At 40.0% G+C, this 13,081-nt stretch carries 14 protein-coding genes; 11 read left to right on the top strand and 3 right to left on the bottom strand.

What is annotated here, in order from left to right:
• Positions 1 to 40: 40 nt before the first annotated feature.
• From PASHI_RS10885 to PASHI_RS10910, 6 genes are all read left to right on the top strand, one after another.
• Positions 41 to 1,309 carry a Xaa-Pro dipeptidase gene (locus PASHI_RS10885; protein WP_062565617.1) on the top strand — a complete coding sequence of 423 codons (1,269 nt, stop codon included), beginning with the start codon at positions 41 to 43 and terminating at the stop codon, positions 1,307 to 1,309.
• Between the two features lie 196 nt (positions 1,310 to 1,505).
• On the top strand, positions 1,506 to 3,917 hold the full coding sequence (locus tag PASHI_RS10890) for a TonB-dependent receptor (RefSeq protein WP_062565618.1): 2,412 nt from the start codon (positions 1,506 to 1,508) through the stop codon (positions 3,915 to 3,917).
• A gap of 405 nt (positions 3,918 to 4,322) precedes the next feature.
• Positions 4,323 to 4,823 (top strand): hypothetical protein, encoded by a 501-nt coding sequence (locus PASHI_RS10895; RefSeq protein WP_062565619.1) that lies wholly within the window; start codon positions 4,323 to 4,325, stop codon positions 4,821 to 4,823.
• 274 nt (positions 4,824 to 5,097) lie between these two features.
• Entirely contained in the window at positions 5,098 to 5,313 is a 216-nt protein-coding gene (locus PASHI_RS10900; protein ID WP_062565620.1) for a hypothetical protein, read from the top strand.
• A gap of 25 nt (positions 5,314 to 5,338) precedes the next feature.
• Positions 5,339 to 5,539 (top strand): hypothetical protein, encoded by a 201-nt coding sequence (locus tag PASHI_RS10905; protein WP_062565621.1) that lies wholly within the window; start codon positions 5,339 to 5,341, stop codon positions 5,537 to 5,539.
• Positions 5,540 to 5,667: 128 nt separating this feature from the next.
• Complete coding sequence (locus PASHI_RS10910) at positions 5,668 to 6,570, top strand: hypothetical protein (RefSeq protein WP_062565622.1); 903 nt, start codon at positions 5,668 to 5,670, stop codon at positions 6,568 to 6,570.
• Between the two features lie 616 nt (positions 6,571 to 7,186).
• Here PASHI_RS10910 and adhP read toward each other — a convergent pair.
• Complete coding sequence (gene adhP, locus PASHI_RS10915) at positions 7,187 to 8,197, bottom strand: alcohol dehydrogenase AdhP (protein ID WP_054563854.1); 1,011 nt, start codon at positions 8,195 to 8,197, stop codon at positions 7,187 to 7,189.
• Between the two features lie 250 nt (positions 8,198 to 8,447).
• Here adhP and PASHI_RS10920 point away from each other — a divergent pair, with 250 nt between their 5' ends.
• Both PASHI_RS10920 and PASHI_RS10925 read left to right on the top strand, forming a co-directional pair.
• Positions 8,448 to 9,005 (top strand): GbsR/MarR family transcriptional regulator, encoded by a 558-nt coding sequence (locus tag PASHI_RS10920; protein WP_055021667.1) that lies wholly within the window; start codon positions 8,448 to 8,450, stop codon positions 9,003 to 9,005.
• 297 nt (positions 9,006 to 9,302) lie between these two features.
• The gene (locus tag PASHI_RS10925; protein WP_062565623.1) at positions 9,303 to 9,716 is read left to right on the top strand and encodes a hypothetical protein; all 414 of its coding nucleotides are present in this window, start codon (positions 9,303 to 9,305) and stop codon (positions 9,714 to 9,716) included.
• A 123-nt stretch (positions 9,717 to 9,839) separates the two neighbouring features.
• Here PASHI_RS10925 and PASHI_RS10930 read toward each other — a convergent pair whose 3' ends face one another.
• Complete coding sequence (locus tag PASHI_RS10930) at positions 9,840 to 10,865, bottom strand: lytic murein transglycosylase (RefSeq protein ID WP_062565624.1); 1,026 nt, start codon at positions 10,863 to 10,865, stop codon at positions 9,840 to 9,842.
• On the bottom strand, positions 10,858 to 11,139 hold the full coding sequence (locus PASHI_RS10935; protein ID WP_054552050.1) for a YcgL domain-containing protein: 282 nt from the start codon (positions 11,137 to 11,139) through the stop codon (positions 10,858 to 10,860). The genes PASHI_RS10930 and PASHI_RS10935 overlap by 8 nt, the downstream gene beginning before the upstream one ends.
• Before the next feature lie 156 nt (positions 11,140 to 11,295).
• On the opposite strand from PASHI_RS10935, the gene minC reads away from it, so the two are divergent.
• The 3 genes from minC to minE are packed head-to-tail and all read left to right on the top strand — an operon-like array spanning position 11,296 to position 13,080.
• Positions 11,296 to 12,000, top strand: a complete 705-nt coding sequence (gene minC, locus PASHI_RS10940) for a septum site-determining protein MinC (protein ID WP_054552049.1) — start codon at positions 11,296 to 11,298, stop codon at positions 11,998 to 12,000.
• 5 nt (positions 12,001 to 12,005) lie between these two features.
• Entirely contained in the window at positions 12,006 to 12,815 is an 810-nt protein-coding gene (gene minD / locus PASHI_RS10945) for a septum site-determining protein MinD (protein ID WP_054552048.1), read from the top strand.
• 1 nt (position 12,816) lies between these two features.
• Positions 12,817 to 13,080, top strand: coding sequence for a cell division topological specificity factor MinE (minE, locus tag PASHI_RS10950; protein WP_054552047.1), 264 nt, complete (start codon positions 12,817 to 12,819; stop codon positions 13,078 to 13,080).
• Position 13,081: the final 1 nt, after the last annotated feature.

Consider the following 13,081-nt stretch of genomic DNA (forward strand, 5'->3'; position numbering starts at 1 on the left):
TTGCTAGAGTGACGCCTCGACTTACCAATTTTGAATAAAAATGAAAAAGACAGCTCTCGCTATTAGCCTAGGCCTAGCTTGCCTAACCTCTTTAAATACCTACGCAACAACCTACTTATCGGCAAAAGCCATGGTAGATGTAAATTCAGGTAAACTGATTAAATCACCACTTATCAGTATAGATAACGGTCAAATTACAGCTGTACAAAGCAATAAACAGCCTAGCTTAAAAGACGGCGATAAGCATATTCAATTACCAGAACTGACTTTGGTGCCAGGTTTAATGGATATGCATGTGCATTTAACGAGCGACCCTACCGTGCCGCGCAGTGAGCGAATTGGTCAATCGATTCCGCGCAAAGCAATTAAAGCGGCGCATTTTGCCGAAAAAACACTGTATGCAGGTTTTACAACGCTGCGTAACTTAGGCGCAGAAGGCTACAGCGTGATTGCAGTACGCGATGGCATTAACGCAGGCGACATTGTTGGCCCACGTATTTGGGCGGCTGGCCCGTCTTTAGGTGTTACTGGCGGTCACTGCGATAACAACCGTTTACCACCAGAAATGAAATACACCGCCGAAGGCGTTGCTGATGGCCCATGGGCTGTGCGCGCTAAAGTGCGTGAAAACATTAAGTACGGTGCCAATGCTATTAAGTTTTGTGCTACAGGCGGGGTATTTTCAAAAGGCACAAAAGTCGGTATTCAACAATATAGCCAAGACGAAATGAACGCCATTGTTGACGAAGCTCATTTACGTGGCCTAACCGTTGCAGCCCATGCGCACGGTACCAGTGGTATTAAAGCAGCCATTGTTGCTGGTGTAGACAGTGTTGAGCACGTTAGCTTTGTCGATGACGAAGCCATTAAACTTGCCAAAAAACACGGCACTTGGTTCTCAATGGATATTTACAACACTGAGTACACGCTTGCCTTTGGCGAACAAAACGGGGTTGCAGAAGAAAACCTTAACAAAGAACGCCAAGTATCTAAAAAGCAACGTGATAGCTTTAGTCGTGCAGTAAAAGCAGGCGTAAACATGGTGTTTGGTACTGATGCAGCGATTTACCCTCATGGCGATAACGCGAAGCAGTTCTCGCGTATGGTTGAATTTGGTATGACACCACTGCAAGCCTTACAGTCTGCCACCATCAATAGCGCTAAACTGCTAAAAATGGATGATCAACTTGGGCAAATCAAAAGCGGTTTCTTAGCCGATATTATCGCCGTTAAAGGCAATCCGCTTGAAAACATTGCAGTACTTGAAGATGTACAATTTGTTATGAAAGACGGTAAAGTTTTTAAATAAGCTATTTTGCTGGCTTTGCATGAGTGGAGCCAGCAACCCTTCCTTGTATCTATATCGTAAACAAAATTTCCAATCATAAAACCAATTGTTAGCAACTTGTATCTAAATAAAGAAATTACCCAAAACAGATAAATAAAACTTGAAATGAAAATAGCTCGCATTATCATTGCCGAAAAATTTCGACAATTTACCTATAATGACGACACATAAATACTCAATTTTAGCCCTTGCCTGCTTAAGCGCATTCAATGCAAACGCCAACGATTTAGACTCAGTTGAACGTATCACCGTTTACGACAAACAAAACCGTGTAGTACTTGATTCGGGCCTTGCCACTAAATCAAATATGACCCTAATGGAAACGCCAGCCCCGGTTGTAGTTGTTGATCAAGAGCTTATCAACTCGCAAGGCGCAACAAACTTACAAGACTTAGTGCGTAACATCAGTGGTGTAACCCAAGCCGGTAATAACTACGGTATTGGCGATAACTTAGTGATCCGCGGTTTAGGTGCAAACTATACATACGATGGCATGTACGGCGGTGCAGGCCTAGGTAACACTTTTAACCCAACACGCTCAATGACCAATGTTGAATCTGTAGAAGTTCTTAAAGGCCCTGCAACTGGCTTATATGGTATGGGTAGCGCAGGTGGTGTTATCAACCTTATTGAAAAGAAACCACAATTTACTGAAAAACACACCGTTAATGCCGAGCTTGGTCAATGGGATAGCTACTCATTAGGCTTTGATCGCACAGCAGCATTAACCGACAATCTTGCTTATCGCGTTAACGCAAAAACCGCACGCAGCGATGGTTACCGCGATTTAAAAGACGACCGTGATGAAATTTATGGCGCGTTAAAATACGTATTAAGCGACAAACAAGACATCATGATTTCTGCCGCTTATATCAAAGATGCCATTGCCGTTGATTCAATTGGCCACCCTATTCGTATTTTTAACAGCGACTCAGTGAATGGCAAAACCGCAGGTGAAGTAACCGCTGCCGATTTAATTAACGACGCAACGGCACAAGGCCTGCAACTAACCGATCAGCAACGTCAGCAATTAGCAGACTCACTGGCAGCAAATGATGGTTTAACACCTTATACCTTTGGTCATAATGGTATTATCTCGCCAATGGCAAATGATAACGAAGGCGAAGAGCTGCGCTTTAAGTTAACCCATAACTACTTCATTACTGATAATTTATTTTTAAATCAGCAACTACAATACCGTAATTACGAATCAAGCTTTGCCCGCCAAACGGGTGCTTATAACTATGTTTATTGGAACCGCAGAGGCGTGATCAATGCCGACCCACGCGCTCCTTTAGTGGTTGATGACGAACTTTACCCATTTGCCGCTCGTCGCCAAGAATACCGCCAAGTAGAAGCTGACGAAAAATCATGGCAATACTTTGCTGACTTGCGTTATGACTTTAGCTTTGCCGGAATTGATAACGAGCTACTTGTAAACGCTAACTACGAAGACCGCGATATTCGTTTTAAACAATACTCAATTTACGATGCCGACAAGGTTATTAAAAACAAAGATGGAGAGGTTATTTACCAAGGTCAATTACCTTACATTTTTGATATTCGTAACCCGAGCTGGGGCGAAGGTAGTTTTTTTGATTACGACCCGCTAAAAACCAGCGATTACAACAAAAAGGTTCAGGCTTGGGGTGTAGGTATTCAACATGTTGCCTATATTCACGACACATTCACTACCCGTGTAGGTGTTGCGTTTAACCGTATTAAACAAAGCTACGAACACTTTGGTGTTGATGCGCGCTACCGCGCTAGTGCCGCCGAGCCAACGCCAGAAGCAGATACATCAGACAGCGGTATGACCTACAACCTAGGTGCAACCTACAAACTGAGCGATGATATTTCGTTCTTTGTAAACCACTCTAAAGGTCGTACAGCTTACAGCGTACTTGGCAGTGTATCGGGTAACGAAGCAGACCGCGATGACGCCGAGTCAGTCAGTAACGACATTGGTATGCGTGTAAAAGCCTTTGACGATCAACTACTAGCCTCACTGGTGGTATTTGATAGTGCCCGTACAAACCTTGAGTATGCCAACCCAGATTACGAAGCCGGTGTATCTGATGCTTCAGTACCAAAAAGCTTTTACGATGGTGAAGAGCAAACCAAAGGTGTTGAGCTTGATTTAAATGCTGATTTAAACGAGCAGTGGAAACTTAACGTAAACGCGGTGTATCAAGACGCCCGCGATAAGAAAAACCCTAACTCATCATCTTTCGATACTCGTCAAAAAGGTGTGCCTTATGTAACAGCAAGCAGCTGGTTAAGCTATGACGCTAAATGGTTTGATTTAGCCGAGCCACTGACAATTAACGCAGGCGTGCAATATGTTGATGACCGCAGCACAAACTCAACCTCGTTTGGTATTCCTGATGGCTACGTACCAAGCTACACGGTTTACGACGCCGCCATTAAATACCAAACAGATGATTGGAAACTACAGTTAAACCTAAATAACTTGTTTAACAAAACCTATTATTCAAAAGCAATGTTCTTAGGCGGAATGCCAGGAGAAGAACGTAATGCTAAATTAACCTTTAGCTACACACTTTAATTGTGAATTGATAGCAAAAAGTTTGAAGAGAAGACTGGTTTGTGTCAAATCGACTACGGTACTAACTCGTTTATATGCCAAAATGAGTAAACGAAAATGTTCAGAGGGTGGCTTAGAGCGTTCAAGAATAGTTCTTAGTGAATACTTTCGAGTGGACATATAGCCTACAATGTAATTTAAATAAGGGGATTGAGTTTTCATTTTCAATCGCTCACATAGTCAAGGAAACGACCCAATCGCGCGTTTTATACATCCAAGATAAGCAAGATACGCTGGATTTTATTAACACTGGCAATTAGTTGACAAATTTGTTAATAATTAACCAGCGGGCTAAGTTAAGGTAAAAAGCGCGCAATTAGCTCGCTATAAGAATGTTAGTTGTTACATTAAACACCGGAGGTTTAAATGAAAGATTATTCAATTTATGTTTCAATGCTCGCCTTACTACTATCATTTTATACGTGGTATAGTCAAAAGCGTGATGCTCGAGCGAATGTTACATTTACACATAGGTTATTATTGAACTCAAAGAATTTAAGAATAACGTTAACAAACCTAAGTACTAAGCCCTTAAATATCATTGAAGTAAAGTACGCATCTAAATCATCAGTAATAGACAGAAAAATTAGTTTAAAGTCTAGTTTACAAATTCAACCTGGGGTCAGTGTTGATATTGATATCGATTTAGAGAAAGAATCTGAGTATTTAGATGGGGTGACTGAATTCGAATTTATCTCATCAGTAGGTGTAAAACATATTTATAAACTTCAGCACCCACTTACTGTTGATCTTCAAATTGAATATTTAAAACTGGCAGCAACTTCTTTCGAGACAATAGATAAAGAACATAAAAAAGCTCAGACTGAACTCATAAATAATCTTGATCCAAATATTACCAATAACTAACTTTTAAAAAGTTGGCTTTAGGCTCGCTCTTGCTTCGCTTATATTAACCAACGATTTTTTGCTTCTCAATGGGCGTCAGCATTATTTTTAGTTCCGAGTTAACTAGGGTATTTAATAAAATGTCGACAAAAAAATATTATTCGTTCTGATACTGGTCTTTATTGCTGGCTTTATATCAAGCCAAGTAGCCGACCTTTCTATCCCACAATACGCAGTTACTTTTATGGCCATGATTAGTGGCTTTGTGGCAGTAGCTTTAAATAGGTGAAAGCACTTGGATGACCTTAATTTAACACGCAAAAAAGATGCAACTTTAGAGTATATAAAATATTTTAGCGAGTACCGTTCAGCTCTGCTTAACTTGATTGAGCCCGCTGTAAAAGAAGAAACATTTCATTCTAATTTAATGGAAGCAACCAAGAATATGATCGCCTCCCTAAATAAGTTTCATGTCGTATCTAAAGATTTAGTATCTGTTAAAATAGAATAAAAAAAACGCTCAGCTAGTAACGCTAATGATAAATTTCAAAGCTAAATCTAATGAATATGGCGAAGATAAAGCGGCATTACTTAAGTGGTTTGTAGATGAAGATATAGGATCTAAACTCAATATCATAAGGTATGAGGTAATCTTACTGATCAACTCTGAGGTTGGTGACGGCTCAGGCACTGATAGTTTTAAATCAGCAATTGAGTCAAATAATGCTTTTTTTTAATTTCGGACCTCTCCAAATAGAATGCTAACAAATCACTAATCTCAGAGATTTTATTCGCTAAGCTCTCCAAATTCTGGTGAGAGGGGGAGGTAGGGCTAACTTAGTTTTCAAATAGCTTAAGGCAACGAATGCAAAATTTTGATTTCATAAACTCGGATTTAATATCCATATTTTCAGCATGTGTCGGAGTTCTTTCCATTGCTGTTGCGATATACTTCGCAAGGAAGACTCACAACTATCAGAAACAAATTGCAGAATCCCAAGGTGTATTTAAAAAAGGGGATATAAAGCTTTCTATTTTCAACTTGGATAAAGACTTAAATGGTGGCTTCCTAGACTACCTCTTTATAGCAGGGCCGATAAGGAAAGATACCATTTCATATCTACCATTTCCGATTCAAGTTACTAATGAAGGTTCTAAATCAGTTAATGATATTGAAGTTATGACTCGAATTCATAGGAGCTTACGTGTAGTTAATAGTCAAGATATGGGGGTAAAGTTATCTTCAACGGTGAAAAATATTAGATATAGCTATAATGATTCTGGTAATCACCAAATAAGCTCTCTTTATATCGACAGTATTAATCCTAAGCTTTCGGTTAATTTTGAGGATGGTTTCTTACTCAAAGATGCACTTCCAATATTTATGGATATTAAAAATGAGATAAATTTATCCTTTCACTTTATTGCATCAACACAGTTGACTATGAATCTATACATGAAAGATGAAGAGCCAATTATGCGTAATTTAAAGGTCGTAGTTATTGACACTTCAGAATCTACATTGAAGCACCAGCTTAATCAATATAATAAAGCTATGGAGCAGTCCTATAAAAAGCCTAGTTTTTTCAAATGGCTTTTGGGGTCGAAAAATAACATAAAAAAGTTTACGCTGTTAGAGTTTGATAAAGAAAGCTATTTAGATAGTAATTCGGGCCTCTCTAAAATTGATTTAACTAGTGTAAATGCTACTTCTGGATTTTTTAATATAAACGGAACTATACATTCACATTATCAATGGAATAAATAAAGTCCTAACAATTTAAATTAGTGAACTTGAAGGTGTATATGCACTCTGTCTTACGAAAGCCCCGTAAACCTATCATCATTGGAAGGTATTTTCTTCTGGCTCTAACGGAACATGTATAGTCTTTGACCGTGAGAAAATTTATTGCTGCTATAGAAAGATTAATGGAGTGTCAGCCAAACCTTTTAAATATAAAACCATTAGTGAAATGCATAGTGTATCCTTATCAAAAGACGATTTGCCATTTTTAAAGCGCTCCCTATACAGTGATGAGTGTGAATTTCGTTTATTTAGTGCCCCTTCAAAATCAAAAAATGGAGTACTAAGATTAGCTATTCCGAAAATCACAGTTAGTCAAATAAGCTTGAGTCCTTGGTTGCTCAAATCAGTGGTTACCCATGTGAAGCAATTACTAAAGGGCATAACCCATGCCTGACCATAAACTCATGAATGTCCAAAAACGAGTTTCTCGGAATTATCGTTCAAAGCAAACCTTTGCGCATCTACTAATTCCAGTTACGTAACATGCTAGACAAGATCTTCATTTGTCATTATAAAAACTGTCAGATTCAATTGAGTCACTCAACCAAACCTGACAGTAATAGTTAATTAACCTAGCTTAAAGCGTCATTACGATTCGGCCAGTGATGTCGCCTTTTAGCATGTCGTCAAATATATCGTTGATATCTTCTAGGCGTTTTTCTTCAATTATGGCCTTAACTTTACCTTTAGCAGCAAAGTCTAAGCATTCTTGTAAGTCTTTACGCGTACCAACGATTGAGCCTACAACAGACACACCATTTAACACGGTATCGAAAATTGGCAATGGCATATCTTCGGGTGGTAAACCTACAAGTACGCATTTACCGCCACGGCGCACGCTTTTATAAGCTTGCTCAAAACCGGGTTTTGATACAGCTGTACACACAACACCATGTGCCCCGCCCACTTGCTCAAAAATGGTTTCTGAAGGCACTTGCTTCATAAAATCTATGGTGATGTCTGCGCCAAGCTCTTTGGCTAATGCCAACTTGCTCTCGCCGGTATCAACGGCAATCACATTAAAACCCATTGCTTTTGCGTACTGCACTGCTAAATGGCCTAGGCCACCAACACCGACAATTGCCACCCAATCACCCGCTTTTGCATCGGTCACTTTAAGCGCTTTATAGGTAGTAACCCCAGCACAAAATAGTGGTGCGGCTTCTGCAAACCCTAATCCTTCAGGAATTTTCACCACGTAATCACCATGGGCTACACAGTACTCGGCGTAACCACCATCGACTGAATATCCTGTGTTGTGCTGCTCAAGGCATAAAGTTTCTTTACCTTCTAAACAAAACTCACAATGACCACAGGCGCTGTATAACCAAGGAACACCGACACGGTCGCCTACAGATAAGTGTTTAATGTTTGCGCCTACTTTTTCGATAGTACCCACCCCTTCATGGCCCGGCACTAATGGCATTTTTGGTTTGACTGGCCAATCTCCATGACAAGCATGTAAATCTGTGTGGCACACTCCACATGCGGCAATTTTAACTAGCACATCGTTAATTCCCACCTCTGGGCATGGGATATCTTCGATAGTTAATTTACCCTTGTACTCTTTATTTACTGCAGCTTTCATAACGTTCCTCCATGGTATTATTAGATTTCAGCCTATACGATAAACTTATTAACTGTCACTATTATTGATCCACATCAAATAGCTAATCACTGCGACATTTAATTAAACTTTTATTTAAATTCAATGGTTTAAATTTAAAATATGGCGTATCTACACTTTAGTAGTAGCAGATTGCATAGTGGCTATTTCTTTTAGTTATACCCCGAGCGTGCTAGCATTTAATTTCTGAAATTTTTGAATACTAAAAATTATGAGCCTATCTGAAAAAAACTTAGCTTTTGTTATGCACTGCGGTGAAATGGGTAGCCGTTGGGGCTTTAACCGCACCATTGGTCAAATGTGTGGATTATTAACCATTACTAAAGAGCCAATGACCGCCAATGAAATTGCCGATACCTTAAGTATCTCGCGCGGAAACGTAAGTATGGGTATTAAAGAGCTACAGTCTTGGCGCTTAATTAAAGTGCATCATATTCCCGGTGACCGTAAAGAATACTACGGCCCTGCTGGCAGCATTTGGGATATGGCCAACCGCGTATTCGAAGAGCGTAAAAAACGCGAGATAGACCCAACCCTTAGCCTGCTTCGCGATAACATTTTAGAAGAAGCCCACACTGATGATGAGCGCTTTGCTCAGCAGCAAATGCAAGAAATTCACGACCTACTCGAAACTGTAACCAAGTGGTCAGCAGAGCTACAACGCTTAAGCCCTGAGCAGCTTCAAAGCCTAATGAAACTAGGTTCTGGCATTGGTAAAGTGCTTGATTTTAAAGACAAGATTTTGAAAAAGCCGGGGAAAGGGGAATAAGTTAGCGAGTTACAAGGGGAAAGTTTCGAGTTACAAGAGTAAAGTTTGCAAGTTACAAGAGTAAAGTTTGTAGGAGGCGTTTTAACGCCGAACATGAAGCAGCGATTTTATATCGCGTCCCAGAGCCTAAATCCTAGAGCCTAATGTTTTCTATCTTAGGCGTGAAACTTGTTTCGCGCGCTCTCTTGTAGGTCGTGCTTTAGCGCGTTTTGAACGCGGCAATCATAACTACACTTGCCTTTGCTATACTAATAATTAAGTGTTTATTTACGTTCTGACTTAAAAGGATATTAATCTATGTATAAACAGACAGAAATAAATTACTCGTTAATTGTTATTTTATTAGTGATTAGTGTCTTTATAATTTTATCGCCTGAACTGGCTGACCTCAAAATAATTATATTATCGATAAACCTGCTTGTTACTTTGTTGTTCTTTTCACTAACAATAGTCATCAATGAGCAAACGCTTCGTTGGTATTTTGGGTTTGGGATTATTAGCAAAGATGTTGAATTATCTCAGATTGCAGAGACCTCAGCTTACAAAACAAAGTGGTATCAAGGAATTGGCATTCGTATGCTAAATGATGGCTGGTTATACAATGCGTCAGTTGGACAAGCCGTTAAAATAACTTTAACTGACGGAAAAAACATATACCTTGGCTGTAAAGACGTTGATGCACTGCAACAAGCACTCAAGGTAAAGGTTTAAAAATTGTATCGAGGGGAAAGTTTGCGAGTTTGTAGGAGGCGTTTCAACGCCGAATAAGTTAGCAAGTTGCTCGGGTAAAACTTGTAGCTTTACCCTTGGACCTTGCTAACTTTTATTAATCAATTACTTAATCGCTGGGTAACCGATGCGATCTGATAAGTAACCAACACTGGTTGCAAAGTAATACGAGCGATTCCAGTGCATAAGTGCTTTGTAGTTATCGTAGGCTAGATACATACGGCCGTTTACGTCATCTGGCATTACCATTGCGGCAGTAACATCAACGTTTGGTAAGTCGCTACCATCCATTTTACGAACACCGATTGCTTGCCAATCAGCAAGGCTGCGCTCTGAATCTTTCCAATACTCTAACCATTGGCTGCGTGTTCTAGTGCCACGCTTAAGAATATTTGAGTTATCAAAGCCTTCTGGTAGTTTAACTTGGCGACCCCAGGTTAAATCATCGTTCCACCCTGCTTGCTTTAAGTAATTGGCGATTGAAGCGAATGCGTCTTCTTCTGTGGTCCAAATATCTTTGCGGCCATCACCATTGTAATCAACAGCGTAAGCGTTAAATGAGGTTGGCATAAACTGCGTTTGCCCCATTGCACCAGCCCATGAGCCTTTGAACTTATCAAGGGTAATGTGGCCCTCTTTTAAGATATCAAGCGCTGCCCAAAGTTGGTTTTTATACATGGTTTCGCGGCGACCATCAAAAGCAAGTGTAACTAATGATGCAATTACACTGTGACCACCTTGGATTTTACCGAAGTTACTTTCAAGGCCCCAAAGTGCAACAATAAAGCGTGCTTGAACGCCGTATTCTTTAGCTACTTTTTCAAGAACCTCTTGGTTTTCTTTGTATAGCTTACGCGCGCGGTCAATTTTCCATTGCGGCACACGTTTTGGTAAATAAGTTTCGAGGGTTTCTTTTACTTCTGGCTGATTTTTATCAGCTGAGATCACTTTCTTTTTGAATTTAGCTGTTGCAAGTGCTTGATCAACTAAGGCTTCATCATAGCCTTTTTCAAGTGCTTCTTTTTTTAATGCTGCAACATAAACGTCAAAATCAGCTTGTGTTTTTTGTTCTGCCAATACTGAAGTACTTAGTGAAGCACTGAGTAAAATGACGGCAAGTTTTTTAATCACTCTCAACTCCCTTGTCTTTTTTAAATTGGGTTAACAGATTTTCTTCCGGCGGAGGTAATTGCAAGTAGAACCCTTGGTCAATTAACGCTTGCTTAACCGCGTCTAAGTCTGCCACACCTAACTTTTCACGGCTTGCTAGATTAATCATCATCACGTACTTAGGTTGACCAAACGTTTCTAGTAATGGTTCAGGTACGCGTGAGAAATCATCTCTTTTTTCTACAAAAAGGTATGTATCCGCTTTTTTAATACTTTTATACACCGCAGTTAGCATTATGGCCCTATAATATCTTGCTTAACGAAGGCGCACACTATAACATGAGTGATATAATAAGTTAGAAAAAATAGATTAGATTTTTACTGTATATGCCTTGTTCAGCCTGTGTTTATACTTAAATAATGCTAATCCAGACAATTCAATTGAGCGTGTATGTCGGAACAAATTTTTGAATTAAAAGGGAACCTTTTTACGTTATCTGTTTTACATTTATTTTCAGCAGATACAGCCCTTTTAAGTAAGCAGTTAGATGAGAAAATCGCCCAAGCACCTAAGTTCTTTGCCGGTGCGCCTATCGTAATCAACTTAAGCGACGTACAAGATGAAGCGCTTGATTTCTCTTTCTTAAAATCAATGTTAAGCGGCCTTTCGTTAAACCCTGTTGGGGTTTGTAATGGCTCTCAAGAGCAAAACGAAAGCGCAAAAGCTGCGGGCCTGTCGGTGTTAAATTATTCACAAGACGTTAAGGGTGCAACCGCTAAACAACAAACAAATACATCTATCGTTGAAAAAACCGTTCACCTGCCTGCGCAAGTTATTCATGGCACTGTACGTTCGGGCCAGCAAGTGTATGCAAAAGACCGCGACCTAATCGTAATTGGTGCTGTAAGTCATGGCGCCGAAGTGATTAGCGATGGCAACGTGCACATTTATGGCACCCTTCGCGGCCGTGCAATTGCAGGGGCTAAAGGTTACAACGAAGCAAATATATTTTGCCAAAAATTAGAAGCAGAACTTGTTTCGATTAATGGTAGTTATTGGATCAGCGACTCTCTACAAGGTGAACACTGGGGCAGCGCAGTACAAATCCAACAAAAAAATGATTCATTAGAAATTTCAGCTTTGGTTAAAGGATAAATCTCATGGCAAAAGTGATTGTCGTTACTTCTGGTAAAGGTGGTGTTGGTAAAACCACATCGAGTGCTGCGATTGGCACAGGTTTAGCGCTTAAGGGCTTTAAAACCGTTATTATCGACTTTGATATTGGTCTACGTAATCTTGACCTTATCATGGGTTGTGAACGCCGTGTTGTTTATGATTTCGTAAACGTAATCAATGGCGAAGCTAACCTAAATCAAGCACTTATTAAAGATAAGCGCGTTGATAAGCTGCATATTTTACCTGCCTCACAAACCCGTGATAAAGACGCCCTAACCCGTGACGGTGTTGAGCGCGTATTAAACGAGCTGAAAAAAGATTTTGATTACATTGTGTGTGATTCTCCAGCGGGTATCGAAGCTGGTGCAATGATGGCAATGTACTTCGCTGATGAAGCGATTGTAACAACGAACCCAGAAGTATCATCAGTACGTGACTCTGACCGTATTCTTGGCATTTTACACAGCAAATCAAAACGTGCTGAAGAAGGCCTAGAAAGCGTAAAAGAACATCTACTATTAACTCGCTATAATCCTGAGCGTGTTGAAAAAGGCGAAATGCTTTCGGTAGAAGACGTACAAGAAATCTTAGCGATTAAACTACTGGGCGTTATTCCTGAATCACAAGCTGTACTTAGTGCATCGAACTCTGGTCAACCGGTTATCCTTGATGGTGAATCGGATGCAGGCCAAGCATACACAGATGCAATCAATCGTTTATTAGGCGAAACTGTTGATTTTCGTTTCTTAGACGTAGAGAAAAAAGGCTTATTTAAACGGATTTTTGGAGGTTAATGTGTCTTTACTTGACTACTTCCGCTCAGAAAAGAAAAGCAGTGCGTCATTAGCAAAAGAGCGATTGCAGATCATTGTCGCGCACGAACGTTCACAGCGTGGTACACCAGATTACCTACCACAGCTAAAACAAGACATCCTTGATGTTATTCGTAAATACGTGAATGTAAACACTGATGCTGTTCAGGTGCAGTTTGACCAAAACGAAGATGACTTAGCCGTACTTGAGCTAAACGTCACCTTACCTGACGAAGAAAAGAAATAGT

The sequence above is a fragment of the Pseudoalteromonas shioyasakiensis genome, from assembly GCF_001550135.1.
Taxonomy (GTDB): Bacteria; Pseudomonadota; Gammaproteobacteria; order Enterobacterales; family Alteromonadaceae; genus Pseudoalteromonas; species Pseudoalteromonas shioyasakiensis.